Raw genomic sequence first — 18806 nt, forward strand, 5'->3', positions numbered from 1 at the left:
GTTATTTGGGTGATGGCGGCTTTTGGTTCCGCCCTTACGGCGGGTCACTTTGGAAAAGCCCCAAAGTAACCAAAGGGCTCTTGCCCCACCACTCGGCACCTCGCTCACGCTCGGTGTGCCCTCACTCCGGCTTGAATCCGTGGGCCGCCGTGACGGGCCATCCATGGCCCAACACGGCTAACCCGGCGTCCTGCCGGGTTACCCACGGATTCAAGCCTGCGTTCGGCCAGCGTGGTTTAACGGGGCGCCTAAGATCAAAATCAAAAGCAGATCAAGATCAAAAGCAGAGCACGGCGGCCTGGTAGCCGACCTGAGTGGTTGGATCAAAAGCGAAGGTGAGGCGGCCTGACAGCCGGCCTGATCTTGAAGGCTGAACCCAATTCAATGTGGGAGCTGGCTTGCCTGCGATGGCATCGACTGTGTGTCGCTGATAGACCGAGGTGCCTGCATCGCAGGCAAGCCAGCTCCCACAGAAAAACAAAGCAGTGCGGTGCTGGAGGCGGGACTCGGTCAAATTGTGGGAGCTGGCTTGCCTGCGAAGGCATCGACTGTGTGTCGCTGATAGACCGAGGTGCCTGCATCGCAGGCAAGCCAGCTCCCACAGAAAAGCAAAGCAGTGCGATGGTTGAGGCGGGACTCGGTCAACTTGTGGGAGCTGGCTTGCCTGCGAAGGCATCGACTGTGTGTCGCTGATAGACCGAGGTGCCTGCATCGCAGGCAAGCCAGCTCCCACAGAAAAACAAAGCAGTGCGGTGCTGGAGGCGGGACTCGGTCAAATTGTGGGAGCTGGCTTGCCTGCGGTGGTATCTACTGGTTATGCCTGATACACAGAGTTGTCTGCATCGCAGGCAAGCCAGCTCCCACAGAAAAGCAAAGCAGTGCGGTGCTGAAGGCGGGACTCGGTCAAATTGTGGGAGCTGGCTTGCCTGCGGTGGTATCTACTGGTTATGCCTGATACACAGAGTTGTCTGCATCGCAGGCAAGCCAGCTCCCACAGAAAAGCAAAGCACTGCGGTGGTGGAGGCTGCACTCGGTCAACTTGTGGGAGCGGGCTTGCTCGCGAAGGCGGTGGGTCAGTAACACATGAGCTGACTGACACACCGCCTTCGCGAGCAAGCCCGCTCCCACATTTGGATCGCAGTGCATCAGATAGAGATGTGCTGCTGTGCTGTTGCCCTGCTTTTGCTTCAACCACTCAGGTCGGCTACTAGGCCGCCGTGCTCTGCTCTTGATCTGCTTTTGATCTTGATCTGACAGGCCCCGTCAACCACGCTGGCCGAACGCAGGCTTGAATCCGTGGGTAACCCGGCAGGACGCCGGGTTAGCCGTGTTGGGCCATGGATGGCCCGTCACGGTGGCCCACGGATTCAAGCCGGAGTGAGGGCATGCCGAGCCTAAGCGAGGCACCGAGTGGTGGGGCAAAGACCTTTTGGTTACTTTTGGGGCGTTTGCCAAAAGTGACCCGCTGTAAGAGCGGAACCGCCAGCCGCCGTGACCGCAGCAACGGATATGCACTCCCCCAAAAGTCCCCCACTCAAATCCGCCGACGCCGACCAAGCTGCGGAATAGCCGTCTGCACAACATCCACACCCTCCACCCGTGTCGCAGTGCAGGCTGCAAGCTGCGCCAAGGTCGGCTGACTGAACAACATCCGCGCATCCACATCCAACCCCGCCTTGCGCATACGCGCCACCAAACTCACCGCCAGCAACGAATGCCCGCCCAGCTCGAAGAAATGGTCATGCCGCCCTACCCGCTCCAACTTCAAAACCTGCGCCCAAATCCCCGACATCAAGGTTTCCACCTCACCAACCGGCGCTTCATACGCACGGCTGACCACCGCCTCCAACCCCGGCTCAGGCAGCGCCTTGCGATCAAGCTTACCGGCAGGATTAAGCGGCAATACCTCAAGCTGCACAAAAGCCGCCGGCACCATGTACTCCGGCAATTGCTCCAGCACATACGCACGCAAGGCCTCCAGGCTCGGCGCCTGAGCGCGCAGGGTGAAGTAGGCCACCAGCCGCTCATCGCGAATCAGCACCGCCACTTCGCGCAACGCCGGATGCGCCGCCAGACGTGACTCGATCTCCCCCAGCTCCAGGCGCACCCCGCGCAGCTTGACCTGAAAGTCATTGCGCCCCAGAAATTCCAGATTACCGTCCGGCAAGTAACGCACCAGATCGCCCGTGCGGTACAGCCGGTCACCCGCCACGAACGGGCTGTCGATAAAGCGCTCGGCCGTCATCTGCTCCAGCCCCAGATAACCCCGCGCTACGCCAACGCCGCCGATATGCAACTGGCCGCTGACGCCCATCGGCACCGGCGCATCGTGTTCGTCGAGCACATACAGACGCGTGTTGTTGATCGCACGGCCAATCGGCAACTGCAAGGCCGGCACTGGATCGCCGGGTTCCAACGTCCACGCGCTGCTGTCCACCGTGGCTTCGGTGGGCCCGTAGACGTTATGCAAACGCACCTTGGGCAAGCGCGCCTGCACGCCACGGGCCAGGGCTTCGGTGAGTTCGCCGCCGCCGCAGAGCACGTCGGTGAGGCTGGTGCACAACGCCGACTCTTCCAGCTCGAGAAACTGCTGCAACATTGCCGGCACGAACTTGATTACCGTGATCTGCTGCTCGCGGATCACTTGCGCCAGATAAGCCGGTTCACGGTGGCCGTCGGGCCGCGCAAGAACCAGGCGCATGCCGTTGGCCAGCGGCCAGAACAGCTCCCACACCGAGCCGTCGAAACTGAACGGCGCACGTTGCAACAACGCGCCGCCTTCGGCATTCGGGCACAGCCGGGAGCCCCAGTGCATCAGGTTGCCCAGGCCGCGATGTTCGATCATCACGCCTTTGGGCGTGCCGGTGGAGCCCGAGGTGTACATCACGTAGGCCAGGTTGGCGACGCTCAAGCCGGGCACCGACGGATTGCCGATGGGCGCCTGGCTCCAGGCGTTCTGGTCAAAGTCGATCACCGGGACAGACACCGCGCCCGGCACGTCGCGGGTGGCGGCGTGCACCAGCAGGGCCACCGGTTGGCTGTCGTTGAGCATGTAGGCCAGGCGCTCGCGCGGATAGCCAGGGTCGAGCGGCACATAGGCGCCGCCCGCCTTGAGAATCGCCAGCAAACCCACCACCAGGTCCAGCCCGCGTTCGACACACAGCGCCACCCGCGAATCCGGCTCAACCCCGCGTTCACGCAGGTGAAAGGCCAGCTGATTCGCGCGCTCATTAAGCTCGCGGTAGGTCAGTTGCCGTTCGCCGGCCTGTACCGCAATGGCATGGGGAATGTGCCGCGCGTGGGCTTCAAACAGCGCCTGCACGGTAAGGGTTTCGGGATAGTCGGTTTCAGTGGCGTTGAGGTCCACCAACAGCCGGTGCAGCTCGCTGGCAGGCAGCACCGGCACCGTGCGCAATGGCGTGGCCGGTGCGTGTTCAAGGGCATGGGCCAGGCCATGCAGGGTCGTGTCGAGGTACGCCAACAGTCGCTCGGCGCCAACCTTGCGCGGCGCCTTGGCCTTGAGCCGAAAGCCACTGGCAACGTCGTCAACGGTGAGCATCAACGGGTAACTGACGATATCTTCACTGCTGAGCAACGCAATGCCCGGCACCAGGTTCAGGCGTGGGTCGGCGTCGGTGTGACGGTAGTTGAGCAGGCTGTTGAACAGCGGCGACGCACTGCTGCAACGCTGGGCCAATGCGAGCGAGGCCTGTTCATGGGCCAACAAGGCGCTGAGCTGGGTGTGGGTGTCGTTGAGCGCATCGAGCACGGTTTGCCCGGCCAGGCGCACGCGCAACGGCAAGGTATTGATGAACATGCCCAGCGCGCGATCAGCGCCTTCGCCGGCTTGCAGACGGCCGAGCAGCACGGTGCCGAACACCACGTCATCGCGGCTCGCGACACGGCTGAGCACGTGCGCCCAGGCCAGATGAAACAGGCTGGCAGCGCTGACGCCAAGGGCACGCGCCTGGGCCCGCAGGCGTTGGTTGAGCACGTCGCCGAGGGGCTGTTCGGACTCCTCGATTTCAGCGCGGTCCGCCTGCCGCTCCTGCAAGCCGAACGCCAGGGTCGGCTCGTCGACATCCGCCAGGCGCTCGCGGAAGAACGCCTCGTGGGCGGCCTGTCGTTCCGGCGCCCGGGTCTGTGCGACCACATTGCGATACGGCACCGGCACCGGCAGTTGCGCCTGCTCCCCAAGCAAGTGCGCGCGAATTTCGTCCACCAGCACGGTGGTTGAGGTGGCGTCATTGACCAGGTGATGGAAACGCAGTTTGGCAACCCAGCGCCGATTGTGCGGTTCTTCGGCGTAATCCAGGGCCATCAGCGGCGCCTGGCGCAAGTCCAGCGGCTGATGTTGTTCGCGCAGGGGTTGAACCCGCAATTGTGCGTCGCGCCACACCACTTGCATGGGCTGGTCCAGGGCATCCCACACCAGGCTGGTACGCAGGATATCGTGACGGTTGATCACCTGTTGCAACGCCTGGGCAAACGCGTCGAGCTGCGCGCGACTGACGAAACTGAACAGCGCATGTTGCTGGTAGGGATCGCGCTCGTCGGTGAGGTGGTGGTAAAGCAAGCCCTCCTGCAACGGCGCCAGCGGGTAGATTTCCTGCACATTGGCCGCTCCTCCGGGAATGCCGGCGACGATGCGATCAATGCCGGGCTGATCCAGGTCGGCCAGTGCGAGCATGTCTGGCGTGATGTGCGTGCAACCCGACGGGATGCGGTTAGCCGGCACCTGCCTGTCGCTGCCGGCACTGGCCGCCGCCAACGCTGCCAGGGTGGGCTGGCCGAACAACACCTGCACGTCGGCGCGCAACCCGGCATCGCGCATGCGTTGCACCAGTTGCACCGCCAGCAGCGAGTGCCCGCCCAACTCGAAGAAATGATCATGGCGCCCTACCTGCTGCACCTGCAGCAATTGCGTCCAGATCTGCGCCAGGGTGGTTTCCACGCCTTCGCGTGGCGCCTCAAACAACCGCGTCACGAAAGCCGCTTGTGTGGGCGCCGGCAAGGCCTTGCGGTCGAGCTTGCCGTTGGCGGTGAGCGGGAAAGCCGCCAGCTTCACGTAGGCCGCCGGCAGCATGTAGTCAGGCAACGAGGCTTGCAGATGGGCACGCAGCGATTCGACAGTAACGCTGGCGCGTTCGACATACCACGCCAGCAATTGCCCCTCACGAAACAGCACGGCGGCTTCCATGACGGCCGGGTGCGTGGCCAGCGCAGATTCGATTTCCCCCAGCTCGATACGCACGCCGCGGATTTTCACCTGATCGTCATTGCGGCCCAGGTACTCGAGATTGCCGTCGGGCAGCCAACGGGCCAGGTCGCCAGTGCGGTACATCCGGCCGTCGCTGAAGGGGTCATCGAGAAAGCGTTCGCCGGTCAGTTCCGGACGGTTGAGATACCCGCGCGCCACGCCTTTGCCGCCGACGTACAACTCCCCCGCCACACCGATGGGCACCGGGCGTTGCTGCTCATCAAGCAAGTAAACGCAGGCGTTGGCGACCGGTGCGCCGATATGCAGCGGCCCGCCCACTTCGACACGCCCGGAGGTGGCGACCACCGTGGCTTCGGTGGGGCCGTAGTTGTTGATCACGTCGAAGGTCTGCGTTCGGCTGAACGAGCGCAGACGGTCGCCGCCGATCAGCAATGTACGCAATGTAGGGTGTTCCAGGCGCTGACTGAAGGCGTACTCGGCCACCGGCGTCGGCAAAAAGCACACCTGCAACGGCTGCGCGCGCCACCAGCTGAGCAATGCATCGATGTCCTGCGCGTCATCCTGTGCCGGCGGCAGGTGCAGCGTCGCGCCCACACACAGCGCCGGCCAGACTTCCCAGGCCATCGCATCAAACCCGAAGCCTGCCACGCTGGCCGTGTGGCTGCCGGCGCGCAGGTCGAACGCCCGACAATGCCAGTCCACCAGGTTCGCCACCGTATGGTGCTCGACCATCACGCCCTTGGGCTGCCCGGTGGAGCCGGAGGTGTAGATCACATAGGCAAGGTTCGACGGCGTGACGGCGACCCGCGGACTCTCGCCCAGGTGCCCGCCCGGGTGCTCCAGGCGGATGACCGGCACGTCCAGCAAAGGCAGGCGATGCAGCAAACCCTGCTGGGTCAGCACCGCCACGGGCGCACTGTCGTGCAACAGGTAGTTCAGGCGTTCGGCAGGATGGGCCGGGTCCACGGGGACATAACAGGCGCCGGATTTGAGGATCGCCAACAACCCCACCAAGGTGTCCAGGCCACGCCGGGCCACAATCGCCACGCGATCGTCCAGCTGCACGCCGTGTTCGAGCAACTGCCAGGCCAGCGCATTGGCCTGTTGATCGAGCTGGGCGTAGGTCAGTTGCCGGCCCTGGTGCACCGCCGCGATGGCCTGCGGCGTGCGGGCGGCTTGCGCCTCTATGCGCGCGTGCAGGGTTTGCGGCTCGGTGGCGGGTTGTGCGGTGGCATTCCAACGCAGCAATTGGGCCTGTTCGGCGGGCGTGACCAGGGACAACTCTCCCACGCTCAGCGCGGTGTCTTCCAGGCCCTGCTCCAGCAGCCAGGTAAAGCGCTGCGCCATCGCTTTCACGTCGTCGTACTGGAAATACGCCTCGTTGTACACGCAATGCAGGCACGCGGTGTCCTGGTAACGGTTGCTGCGCAGGTGGATGGCAATCGGCAGCGGCTCATGATGGTTGGAAACCTTGATCGCGCGGGCCTGGACCTGACCGTAACGCAGGTCGTGGTCGTCCTGCTCGAAGGACACCGACAGGTCGAACAACTGACCGCGATCTGTACGCCGCAGGCCCAGCTCACGGTTCATCTCGCTCAACGGGAAGCGTTGATGACGGAAATCCTGCTTGAGCTGGTCACGTATGCCACGCACCAAGGCGCTGAAGGGCAAGTGCTGGCTGAACTGAAAACGCACCGCACTCACCTGGGTGAACAAACCCACGGTAGAACGAAAACGCGCGTTGGAGCGGTTGAGGATCGGCAACCCCACCACCCATTCATCGCGTTGGCTGGTGCGGGTGAAATACACGTACATCGCCGCCAGCAACACATGAAAGGCCGAGGCCTGATAACGGTTGGCCACTTGTTCCATGCGGTTGAGCAGCGCCACCGGGAACGCTTGCACCAGCGTATTGCTCGGCGCCTGCGCGTTGTGCCGGGGCGTCAACAGCGGCGCGGGCAGCACCTGGTATTTGTCCAGCCAATAGGCGCGGTCACGGGCGTAACGCGCCGATTGCAGGTAGCGCTGGTCGGTGTCGATGAAGTCGATATAGGACGGCGCCAGTGGCTCCGGTTGCCGACCTTGCTCCAGGTCGCTGTACAGCCGAGCCAGGGATTGCAGCATCTGGCCAAAGCCCCAGCCGTCGAGGATCAGGTGGTGAGCCTGGGTACCGAGGCGGTAATGGTCATCGTCGAGTTTGACCAGGAAAAACCGAAACAGCGGTTCACCGCTCATGGCGTACGGGCGGGCCATTTGCGCCTGCATCAATGCCTGGGTCGCGACCTGCGGGTCGGGCAGCGCAGAGAAATCGTACTGTCCCACTTCCACCGCCATGGCAGGGACGAAGGTTTGCCGAGGCAGACCCTGGTCGTCGCTATGCAGCTGGGTGCGCAATGCATCGTGTTTGGCCACCAACCGCTCGACCGCGCGCTGGATCAAATCGGGGACCACCGGCCCGGCAAAATCGACATAGCCGCCGATGTTGTACAGCGGTGAGTCGCCCACACGCAGTTGGTCGAGCCAGATGTCCTGTTGGGCAGCGGTGAGGGGGAAGCTGGCCGGCTGGCGGGTGAGATGCGTCATAAGATCCTTCTCATGGGAGGTCAGGCACTGGCCGCGCGAGGGCCCATTTCGCCGAAATTGGCGGATTTGAGCATGGGGGTTCGGGGCTGTCTGTCACCCGAAACCCGGACATCAGAAAGGCGCAAAACGGCCTTGGCTGAGGGTTCATTGCTGAATCGATTAAACGTTTGTAGGAAATTGGCTATTTGTGGCCGCTACCAATGCTTAAAGGGTTCGTTTAAAAAATTATATTTTCCATATAAATCAATAATTTAATTAAATCTAAAAACGATAGGCGGTTTTTCGTGGGCGGAATAAGCCGTCAGAAACGTCGAATTAATGACGTGGTTTTTATGGCAGGTTGTGTCCCTCGTTTCCGCTGCATACGTAGGACAAATCCCTATGGCTAAATAAAATCTCGAACGCCGAATTACGTTCAAGGAGCACGGACCGCGCCTCACAAACCCAGGGCGCCCCGTCGACGGTTTTCGACATCAAGGATGAGATGGCTATGAGTCTGACCCGCAGTATTGGCGACACACAGAGCCCGCATTTCTACGCCGAAATGGGTGAGTTGATTTCAAGCAGTGGCCACCAGCACTTCGCCGCCAACATGTTGCACCTCGTGGACAAGTGGGTGCCGATTCATCTGGTGGACCTCAGTGAATGGACGCTCGACGAGCTGCGCGACAGCGTGCGCGAGATCAAGCTCCTGGGCAGCGCCGGCGTTAAAAATGACCTGTCTGCGCCGCAGACCCTGCACCCCATCAAGGATCACCCGCTGCTGCGGCAAATGCTGCGCATGCAGGACCCGCTGCTGATTCAGATGAAGGCCAAGGCCAACAGTGCGCACCCGCGCGGCAGCTCACACCAGTGCAACCTGGTGTCGCGCCAGGGCAATCGACGCTGCGTGATTTCGTTCTATCGCCCGCCAACCCAGCCAGGGTTTTCGCTGGCGCAGTTGTCGTTTCTCAAGTGCCTGTCGGACACCCTGCTGCCGTTGATGGAACGGCACGCGCAGATCCTGCGCCAGGCACCGCACACCGAGATCGAGCCGGCGCACAACCCGCTGGAGCAATCGCAGCTGCAGCGCGAGTTCTACAAGCGTTTGTCGTTAAGCGATATCACCCTCTCGGCGCGTGAGCAGGAAGTGTGCCTGGGCCTGTTGACCGGCGGCACCGTGCCGCAAATGGCGGAAAAACTCAGCGTGAAAAACAGCTCGATCGAAACCTACCTCAAACGCGCCGCTGCCAAGTTGGGCGTCAGTGGCCGACATGGCCTGGCCAAATGGATGGTTGGCGCCTGATGAACAAAGGGATGCTCACAACGGTAGGCATGGCCTGGCTGCTCGGCGGTTGCTCGCTGATCCCCGAGTACCAGCGGCCAGCGCCGCCTGTGCCTGCGCAGTACCCGCAAAGCGGGGTTTACCGCCTGGCGCAATCGGGCACCGTGGCGATAACACAGGACTGGCAGCATGTGTTCCACGACCCTGCCTTGCAGCAGTTGATCGCCAATGCGCTGCTCAACAACCGCGACCTGCGCGTTGCGGCGCTGAATGTGCAGGCGTTCCAGGCGCAGTACCGCATCCAGCGTGCGGACCTGTTCCCGGCCCTGTCCGCCACAGGCGCCGGCAAACGCCAAAAGTTGCCAGGCGATGTGACCGGCACCGGCAAGTCTGCGATTACTTCCAATTATTCCGCCACGTTGGGGCTCAGCGCTTATGAACTGGATTTGTTCGGCCGTGTGCGCAGCCTCAGCGAACAGGCGATGCTCACGTACCTGGGCACCGAAGAGGCGCGACGCAGCGCGCAGTTGAGCCTGGTGGCCAACGTCGCCAATGCGTACCTGACCTGGCGCGCCGACCAGGAACTGCTGGCCCTGGCCCAGCAAACCCTGGAAGCCGACGACCACAGCTGGCAGCTCACCAGCCGCAGCAAAAGCGCGGGCAAGGCCTCGGCGCTGGACGTGGTGCAAGCGCGCACCGCAGTGGAAAGCACGCGTGCGAGCGTGGCCCGTTATGAACGCCAGGTCGCCCAGGACCTGAACAACCTCGCCCTGCTGGTGGGCGCGCCGGTGGATGAGCGTTTGCCCGCGCGACCGCTCGCCGATGAACTGGTGGCGCGCGTGCCCGCAGGGCTGCCGTCCGACGTGCTGCAGCGGCGCCCGGATATTCTCCAGGCCGAATATCAGTTACAGGCCGCCAACGCCAATATCGGCGCGGCGCGCGCGGCGTTCTTTCCATCCGTGACCCTCACGGCCAACGCAGGCAGCACCAGCACGCAGCTGTCGGGGTTGTTCAAGGGCGGCTCGGGCACCTGGACCTTCCAGCCGCAGATCAACCTGCCGATTTTCAACGCCGGCAGCCTGCGCGCCAGTCTCGACTACGCAAAACTGCAAAAGGACATCACCGTGGCCCAGTATGAAAAGTCGATCCAGACGGCTTTTCAGGAAGTCGCCGACGGCCTCGCCGCCCGCCAGACCTTTAATGACCAGCTGGATGCACAACGCGATTTCGTCGCGGCCAACCAGGCCTATTACGACCTGGCCCAACACCGCTATCGCAGCGGCGTGGACAGCAACCTGACGTTTCTCGATGCACAGCGCTCGTTGTTCAGTTCGCAACAAGCGCTGATTGTCGACCGGCTGGCACAGTTGGTGGCGGAGGTGAATCTGTATACCGCGCTGGGTGGCGCGTGGGGGGATACGCCGGTGCTGGCGACGGCAAAATAAAGCGGGTTTGGATGTGGGCTAGCCACATCCTTTGTGCAGCGTTCAAGGGTTGCGCTGCGCCACCCGCCACACCTTGTTGCCCACATCGTCTGCCACCAGCAACGCGCCTTGCGCGTCGAGGGTCACACCCACCGGCCGGCCTTGGGCCTGGCCCGCGGCATTCAGAAAACCGGTCAGGAAGTCGACCGGCGTGCCAGCAGGTTTGCCGTCCTTGAAGGCAATGAACACCACCTTGTAACCGGCCTGCGGGTTGCGGTTCCACGAACCGTGCTCACCGACAAACACGCCATCGGCGAACGCCGTCGGCATGCCCCGCGCGTCCGAGAAGGTCAGGCCCAACGGCGCGACGTGCGTGCCAAGGGCGTAGTCGGGGGCAATGGCCTGGGCCACTTTGTCCGGACGCGGCGGTTGCACGCGCACATCGACGTGGGCGCCGTAGTAGCTCCACGGCCAGCCGTAGAACGCGCCGTCCTGCACCGAGGTGAGGTAATCGGGCACCAGGTCGCTGCCGATTTCGTCACGCTCGTTGACCACTGTCCACAGTTGTGTGGAGCCGGGCTTCCAGGCCAGGCCATTGGGGTTGCGCAAGCCACTGGCGAACAGGCGCTTCTTACCGCTGGCGAGGTCCAGTTCCCAGATGGCGGCGCGGCCTTCTTCGGCGTCGAGGCCGTTTTCACCGACATTGCTGTTGGAACCCACGGTCACATAGAGCCGCGTGCCGTCCGGGTTGGCTAGCAGGTTTTTGGTCCAGTGATGGTTGATCCCGGCCGGCAGCTCGGTGACCTTTACCGGCGTGGCGTCTATATGGGTCTGGCCCAAGGTATACGGCACCTTGACCACCGCGTCGGCGTTGCCGATGTACAGCGCATCGCCCACCAGCGCCATGCCGAAGGGCGATGTCAGGCCGGCAAGGAACTCGGTGCGTACTTCGGCGTGACCATCGTGATCGGCGTCGCGCAGCAGGGTGATGCGGTTAGCGCTGGGCGTATCGGCGCCCACCCGGCCCATCACAAACCCCATCGCGGTACGGCGTGCCCAGGCGATCAAGCCCGTGCCGCCGTCAGTGGCGCCTTCGGGCATCGGTGGGTGATTGCTTTCGGCGACCAGCACATCGCCATTGGGCAAGGTGTAGACCCAGCGCGGGTGGTCGAGATTGTCGGCCAGCGCCGTCACGGTGAAACCTTCAGGCGCCGTGGGCTGGGCGTTGCCGGGCCAACCGACGGCCTTTGAGACGTTGAGTGTGGGGATCAGCGACGTGCTGGGTTCCGGTAATTGCGGGGTGGGGCCAACGCTGGCCTGGAACGGCAACTTGGACGATTCACCACAGGCGGTGAGAGCAGTGGCAGCGCAGATCAGGAGCGCAAGGCGGCTCGGTACATTCATGGTTGGAACCTCGGGGCAAAATCCCGACGGAGTATTGCGTGATGGAGCGCGGGTAAACACCGGCAGTGGCGCAATTGAATATTAACCGGCGGGCACGAATGCCAAAGGATGCGCCTGGCCGGCTTGCGGCAACCACTCCGGCCGCGCTGCAATTCACAGCCAACGGCCCATCGCCAGGCTGAACGGCGAGAACTCGGCAAACTGCCAACGCAATGCCAACGCTGCCGGGCGCCGTACCGCATGCTCCACGGTCAGCGTCCATAGCCGCTGGGCACCGTCGAACATGGCCACCTCTGGGCCGCTGAGGATCAGCGCGGTGCGTCCGGCAATCTGCAGCACGTCGCCTGATTCGAAGTCGATAAACAACAGCCCCGCCACCGGGTTGGCCGACAGGTTGCCCAAGGTGTTGAAGAACAGATTGCCGGCGAAGTCGGGAATGGTCAGCACATTGCCGTCGACGCGCACGAAGCCGGTGTTGCCGCCGCGATGGGAGACGTCTACCGAGCGTGCGCCCTCCTCGTCAACGTAGCTTGCGACGAAGAAGGTGTCAGCGTTGCGGATCAAGTCTTGCGCGGCGTCATCCAGGCCGTTCAAGGGCTCGACCAAGGTGCCGGGTTTGCGCGCGATCCCCTCGACCGGGCGCCGTTGAATGTACTTGGGGCAGTTGCCGAACGTGTGCACCACATCAACCGAAAAGCCAGCGCGACCAAGGCTGCCCACGCGCCCATTCATGCGGTTGCGGCGGCGGGTAGTGAGGTCGATACCCAGCAGGCCCACGGACGCACCGCGGTGTAACGCAGCCAGCGCCGGATCGCCTTTGGACGGCAAGCTGTCGATCTGCAACCTGTGCGGGTCGGGTGAATGGGCAAACCCCGGCGCGCCTTCGAGCAGCGTCGCCCAAGGGATGCCCTGCGCATCCACCACCGCGAGCATCAAGTAAGGCAACAGCGGATAGAAATCCCGATGCTGCTCCGGCAAATGGTCGCGGATCACCTTGGGCCCCACGACTGCCATGCGCTCGGCAACGCCGGCGCTTTGCTGCATCTGCCGTTCGCCGGCATGCCAGGGGGAGGGTTCGATCTGGTTCATGGCGCACTCCTCAGGTTCGATGAGTGAATGCTGCGCCCTGTCACCCATCAAGAGAATGCCCACGCTTGGCAATCCAGCATTACGCCAACTGAAACGCCGGATGATCCCGCAGCGCTGCCACGCAGTGATCGACAAAACTGCGCACGCGCATCGGCGCGTTGCGGCCTTCGCGGTACACCACGTGCACCGCCAGCGCCGGCAGTTCAAAGGCCGGTAGCAGGCGACGCAACTGGCCGCTCGCCAACTGTTCATGCACCGGGTAGCTGAGGCAGCGAATCAGCCCCGCACCGTGCACAGCGGCATTGATCGCGCCCTGCACCGTGGTGCAACTCAAGCGTGCGCGCGCCTTTAATGAGCCGCCTTTGAAGCCCCAGTCAACCTGATCGGCACTGGCGATCAGGCGATGCTGCTTGAGGTCGTCGGGATGCGCCGGCTCGCCGTGAGCGGCCAGGTAGTCGGGGCTGGCGCAGAGAATCGGGCGCACCTGCCCCACCCTCCGGGCGATCAGTGACGAACTGGGCAGTTCACCGACCAGGATTGCCACGTCCAGCCCCTCTTCATGCAGGTTGGGGTAATAGTCGTGATAGCGGGCGACGAGACGCACGTCGGGGTAGCGCTCCATATAGCCAGCCAACACCGGCGCCATGACGTAGCGGCTGAACAGAAACGGCAGAAAGACTTGCAGGTTACCCTGAGGCTGCGCGTGCAAACCCTGGGCCGAGGCTTCGGCGGCGTCCACCGCGGCCAGCAGGCATAGGCAGTCGGCCAGGTAGACGCTGCCCGCGTCGGTCAGGCTCACACCTCGCGTACTGCGTTGCAGCAACTGCGCGTGCAGGCGCGCCTCCACACGCGCAATCGCACGCATCAGGGTCGGGCTGGAGACGTGTGCGTGACGGGCCGCCGAGGCCAGGCTCGGTTGCCCGGCGAGCGCCGCAAACAGCTGCATGTCGCGATAACGTTCCATCAACTGCGCCGCTTCAACGCCGGGTTCAGGGCCGCGTCCTGCCCGAGGCGATGGGTGAGAAAGTCGACAAAGGTATGGATTTTGGCCGGTACCCGGCCGCTCTTCTGAAACACCACCTGGATCGGCAGTGGCGCCGGCTCGAAATCCTCCAGCACAATCTCCAGCTCGCCCGCCGCCACCGCCGCTGCGACTTGATAGGACAGCACCCGCGTCATGCCCCAACCCAACCGCGCCAGGTGGATCGCGGCGTTATTGGCCGTGACCACCAGACGCGGCTCGATAGGCACGGTCAGCGGCTGGCCGCCGTCGACAAACCGCCACTCGCTCACCAACTGGCTGGAGGACGACGTGACGATCTTCGCTTCACGCAGTTGCTCTGGCCGCGCCGGCCTTGCGTGCTGGTCGAGATACCCTGGCGCAGCACACACTACGCGGCGCACTTCACCCACCTTGATCGCCTGCTGCCCCGGCTCTTGCAGATGGCCGATGCGCACGGCCACCTCCACGCCTTCATCGACCATGTTCACCACGCGATCGACCAGCAAGGCGTTGATGCTCACCCGCGGAAAACGGTCCAGGTAATCGCCCAGCACCGGCGCCACATACAACTCGCCAAACAGCACGGGCGCGGTCAGCGTCAGTTGACCGCTCGGGATGGAATAACTGCCTGCCGCCGCTGCCTCGGCTTCGTTCAGTTCGGCGAGGATGCGTCGGCAATCTTCCAGGTAACGCTGGCCGGCTTCGGTCAGGTGCAGGCTGCGCGTGGTGCGCGACAGCAGTTGCGTGCCGATGCGTTGCTCCATGGCGGCAATGGCCCGGGTCACGCTGGGCGGCGAGGTTTTCAGGCGGCGTGCGGCAGCGGCGAAGCCCGCCTCCTCGGCGACCGCGAAAAATACCTGCATTTCATGAAATCGGTCCATCGGCGCTCACTCTTCTAGCCACAGATCATTTACTGCGCTTGCAGCCCCACTGCCGTGCGCGGCATGCCGACAAAGCCCGGCAAGGCCTCGATGCTGGCAAGCCAGGCCCGCACCAGAGGGTAGTCGGCCAGCGACACATTGCCTTCCGGCGCGTGGGCGACGTAGGTGTAAAAGGCAATATCGGCAATACTCGGCTGTTCGCTGGCCAGGAAGCGGCTTTGGCCCAGTTGCTGCTCCACCAGCGTCAGCAGCGCGTGCGAGCGACTGATGGCGGTGACGGTATCGACCTCGGCGCCAAACACCACGGCCAGTCGCGCGGCCGCCGGCCCGGCGTGAAGTTGACCGGCAGCGGCCGACAGCCAGCGCTGCACGCGCGCCTGGCCGACAGGATCACTCGGCAGCCATTGGCCGTCGCCGTAGGTGTTCGCGAGGTAGACCAGGATCGCATTGGAGTCGGCCAACACCGTGCCGTTGTCATCGATCACCGGCACCTGGCCGAAGGGGTTGAGGCGGGCCATAAAGTCCGGGGCTTTCTGCGCGCCGTGCTTGAGGTCAACCAGAATAAATTCGCGGGGCAGCCCCAACAGCGACAACATCAGCTCCACGCGGTGAGAGTGGCCAGACAGTGGGAAACCATACAGTTTGATCGCAGACTGAGACATGAAAGGCTCCAAGGATGGGGGATCGACGCCCGCATCATCCGCCGCTGCACTGATCGAGGGAATCATCAGGATTTACAATCGAGCATTTCACCGGACGAAACAATCACTGCGCGAATAATTCCATGATCAGGCTGAACAGGGTGATCTTCACCGCGCTGTCCAGCTCGGTCCAGGCCAGTCCGGTACTGGCCTCATACGCCCCCAGCTCAAGGTGACGCGACACGCAATTGGCCGGCAGCGCGCGCGCCGCCTGTTGCGGCAACACCCCGACGCCCAACCCGGCAGACACCAGCGCGAGCATGGTGGTGAACTCACCCAGTTCCGAGGCGATGTCCAGCGTGATGCCCAGGGCATTGATGAACTCGTCGTAGAACCCCGGCGCATAACGACGCGCGAGGATGTACACCGGCACGTTGAGCAAGTCCTTGGGCTGGAGGGTGGTCTGGGCCGCCAAAGGATGATCGACCGGCAGTGCCACGCAAAAACTTTCACGCAATACCGCGCGGGTCTGCACGCCGGGATGGGCGGCCGGCAGGCGCATCAGACCGAAATCCAACAGGCCGTTTTTCAAGGCGGCGGCTTGATCGGGGCCGGGCATGTCCTTGAGTTCCAGCTCGATACGCGGGTAGCGCAGGTGCACGGCGCGGATCAGCTGCGGCAACAATTGCGGCAATACCGACGACACAAACCCCAGACGCACTCGGCCGATTTCGCCACGATGAGACGCCCGCGCGGCGTCTGCGGCGCGCGCGGCCTGGTGCAAGGTGGCCTGGGCTTCGGGCAAAAATGCGCGCCCTGCTTCGGTCAGCGTCACCGAGTGGCGATTGCGATCCAGCAGGCGCACACCCAGGCCGCTTTCCAGCAACTTGATCTGCATGCTCAGCGCCGGCTGCACAATCGATAACTGCGCCGCCGCCCGGCCGAAATGCAGTTGCTGGGCAAGCACCACGAAGGCGCGCAAATGCTTTAACTCCACGAAATCTCCCGGTTATCAAAAACCATGATCACCCGATCACAAATGAAAATTGGACGCTGACCCGCGCCTGCGGTGAAGTAACGCACCGTCATACACGATATGACAGGGCTTGGCCTATAACAATGAGAACAAGGAGGCACCATGCTCGGCATGGCTAACGACACTTATCTGCTGGTGGATGCGCTGGTCACGATTATTGGATTGATATTGTTGATCACCCATTTGAAGGTCCATCCGTTTGTCGCGCTCACCGTCGCCGCAGGCTTTCTTGGCCTGACCTCCGGCATGCCGGTGGACAAGGTGATGAAGTCTTTCCAGGACGGTTTTGGCGGCGTACTCGGGTTTGTCGGCATCATTCTTGGCCTGGGCACCATGCTCGGCAAACTGATGGCCGACTCCGGCGGCGCCGATCAGATCGCGCGCACGTTGATCCGCGCATTCGGCAAACAGCGCGTGCACTGGGCAATGATGTTCTCGGCGTTCCTGGTGGGCATTCCGCTGTTTTTCGAGATCGGGTTTGTGCTGTTGATCCCTCTGGTGTTCATCGTGGCGCGCCGTACCGGGCTGTCGCTGATCAAGGTCGGCATGCCGCTGCTCGCCGGGTTGTCGGTGGTGCACGGGCTGGTGCCGCCGCACCCGGGGCCGCTGCTGGCCATCGGGATTTTTGGCGCGGACATCGGCAAGACGATTTTCTACGGGCTGATTGTCGGCCTGCCCACGGCGGTGATCGCAGGCCCGCTGTTCGGCAACCTGATTTCACGCTACGTCCCCGGCCACGCATCGCCGGAACTGATGGAGCAACTGGCGAAAGAGTCCCCGGGGGAAAACCTGCCGGGCTTTGGCATCACCGTCACCACCATCCTGTTGCCGGTGGTGCTGATGTTGCTCAAGACCTTCGCCGACGTGGCCTTCGCTGCCGACAGCGTGTTCCGCGTGTGGATGGACTTTATCGGCCACCCGATCACCGCGTTGCTCGCGGCGCTGCTGCTGGCGTTCTATACCTTTGGGGCGGCCCGCGGTTTCTCGCGTGAACAGCTGAGCAAGCTATTGGATTCAAGCTTGGCCCCGACCGCCGCGATTGTGCTGATCGTCGGCGCAGGCGGCGGCTTCAAGCAGATGCTGGTGGCCAGCGGCGTCGGCGACGTGATCGGGCACATGGCGGTGCGCGCCGAGATCTCGCCGATCCTGCTGGCGTGGCTGGTGGCCGCGGTGATTCGCGTGGCCACCGGTTCCGCCACCGTGGCGACCATCACCGGTGCGGGAATTGTCGCGCCAGTGATCGGGCTGATGCCCGGCGTGAACCGTGAGCTGCTGGTGCTCGCCACCGGTGCCGGTTCGCTGGTGCTGTCGCATGTCAACGATGCCGGGTTCTGGTTGGTGAAGCAGTATTTCAACATGACCGTCGTCGAAACTTTCAAGACCTGGACGCTGATGGAGACCGTGCTCTCCTTCGCCGCCCTGGGGTTCATCATGCTGCTGTCGTTGGTGGTGTGAAGCGTTAGGAGAGGTAGCCCATGCAAAGCGTTTTAGACAACTTCCGCCTCGATGGCCGGCTCGCGCTGGTCACCGGTTCCAGTGCCGGTATCGGCCTGGCGATTGCCCGTGGTCTGGCCCAGGCCGGTGCGCGGGTGGTGCTCAACGGGCGCAACCGCGCCACCTTGCGCGATGCGGCCGCACTGCTGACGCTCGAGGGCCTGGAGGTGCACACCCAGGCATTCGATGTGACCGACAGCGCGGCGATCCAGGCCGCCGTGGCCGACATCGAGGCGCGCCTGGGGCCACTGGAAATCCTCGTCAACAACGCCGGCATGCAACGCCGTGGCCCGCTGGAAGACTACAGCGAGCAACACTGGCGCGAGCTGATCAGCACCAACCTCGACAGCGCCTTCCTGGTCGGCCAGGCCGTGGCCCGAGCGATGATCCCGCGCAAGCGTGGGCGCATCATCAATATCTGCTCGGTACAAAGCGAGCTGGGCCGCCCTGGCATCGCGCCGTACGCGGCGAGCAAGGGCGCGTTGAAAATGCTCACCAAGGGCATGGCCATCGACTGGGGCCCGCACGGGCTGACCGTCAACGGCATCGGGCCCGGCTACTTCAAGACCGAACTGAACGCCAACCTGGTGGCCAACCCCGACTTCAGCGACTGGCTGGTGCAGCGCACGCCGAGCCGCCGTTGGGGCGACGTGGCCGAACTGGCCGGTGCCGCGGTATTCCTCGCCAGTGACGCGGCCAGCTTCGTCAACGGCCATATCCTCTACGTCGACGGTGGCATCACCGCGTCGCTGTAATCCTGGAGAAT

General features: G+C 63.4%; 11 protein-coding genes. 4 read left to right on the forward strand and 7 right to left on the reverse strand.

The genetic code is table 11. The features are described from left to right. Window positions 1-1534 precede the first annotated feature (1534 nt). Window positions 1535-7804 (reverse strand): non-ribosomal peptide synthetase, encoded by a 6270-nt coding sequence (locus C4J83_RS19735; RefSeq protein ID WP_124417981.1) that lies wholly within the window; start codon window positions 7802-7804, stop codon window positions 1535-1537. Window positions 7805-8294: 490 nt separating this feature from the next. On the opposite strand from C4J83_RS19735, the gene C4J83_RS19740 reads away from it, so the two are divergent. Continuing rightward, window positions 8295-9089 (forward strand): helix-turn-helix transcriptional regulator, encoded by a 795-nt coding sequence (locus C4J83_RS19740; RefSeq protein ID WP_106578919.1) that lies wholly within the window; start codon window positions 8295-8297, stop codon window positions 9087-9089. Continuing rightward, complete coding sequence (locus C4J83_RS19745; protein WP_124417982.1) at window positions 9089-10513, forward strand: efflux transporter outer membrane subunit; 1425 nt, start codon at window positions 9089-9091, stop codon at window positions 10511-10513. Before C4J83_RS19740 ends, C4J83_RS19745 begins: the two co-directional genes overlap by 1 nt. Before the next feature lie 42 nt (window positions 10514-10555). On the opposite strand, the gene C4J83_RS19750 is transcribed toward C4J83_RS19745, so the two are convergent. From C4J83_RS19750 to C4J83_RS19775, 6 genes are all read right to left on the reverse strand, one after another. Further along, window positions 10556-11896 (reverse strand): PQQ-dependent sugar dehydrogenase, encoded by a 1341-nt coding sequence (locus tag C4J83_RS19750; protein ID WP_124417983.1) that lies wholly within the window; start codon window positions 11894-11896, stop codon window positions 10556-10558. Window positions 11897-12049: 153 nt separating this feature from the next. Next, entirely contained in the window at window positions 12050-12985 is a 936-nt protein-coding gene (locus C4J83_RS19755) for a pyridoxamine 5'-phosphate oxidase family protein (protein WP_124417984.1), read from the reverse strand. Window positions 12986-13064: 79 nt separating this feature from the next. Beyond that, window positions 13065-13949, reverse strand: coding sequence for a LysR family transcriptional regulator (locus tag C4J83_RS19760; RefSeq protein WP_124417985.1), 885 nt, complete (start codon window positions 13947-13949; stop codon window positions 13065-13067). Then, entirely contained in the window at window positions 13949-14869 is a 921-nt protein-coding gene (locus C4J83_RS19765) for a LysR family transcriptional regulator (protein ID WP_124417986.1), read from the reverse strand. Before C4J83_RS19765 ends, C4J83_RS19760 begins: the two co-directional genes overlap by 1 nt. Window positions 14870-14898: 29 nt before the next feature. Then, entirely contained in the window at window positions 14899-15531 is a 633-nt protein-coding gene (locus C4J83_RS19770) for a glutathione S-transferase family protein (RefSeq protein WP_124417987.1), read from the reverse strand. A 103-nt stretch (window positions 15532-15634) separates the two neighbouring features. Continuing rightward, entirely contained in the window at window positions 15635-16507 is an 873-nt protein-coding gene (locus C4J83_RS19775; protein ID WP_124417988.1) for a LysR family transcriptional regulator, read from the reverse strand. Between the two features lie 141 nt (window positions 16508-16648). On the opposite strand from C4J83_RS19775, the gene C4J83_RS19780 reads away from it, so the two are divergent. Further along, window positions 16649-18001 carry a GntP family permease gene (locus C4J83_RS19780; protein WP_124417989.1) on the forward strand — a complete coding sequence of 451 codons (1353 nt, stop codon included), beginning with the start codon at window positions 16649-16651 and terminating at the stop codon, window positions 17999-18001. A 20-nt stretch (window positions 18002-18021) separates the two neighbouring features. After that, entirely contained in the window at window positions 18022-18795 is a 774-nt protein-coding gene (locus C4J83_RS19785) for a glucose 1-dehydrogenase (RefSeq protein WP_106578927.1), read from the forward strand. The last annotated feature ends 11 nt before the right edge of the window (window positions 18796-18806 follow it).

The sequence above is a fragment of the Pseudomonas sp. LBUM920 genome (assembly GCF_003852315.1).
Taxonomy (GTDB): Bacteria; Pseudomonadota; Gammaproteobacteria; order Pseudomonadales; family Pseudomonadaceae; genus Aquipseudomonas.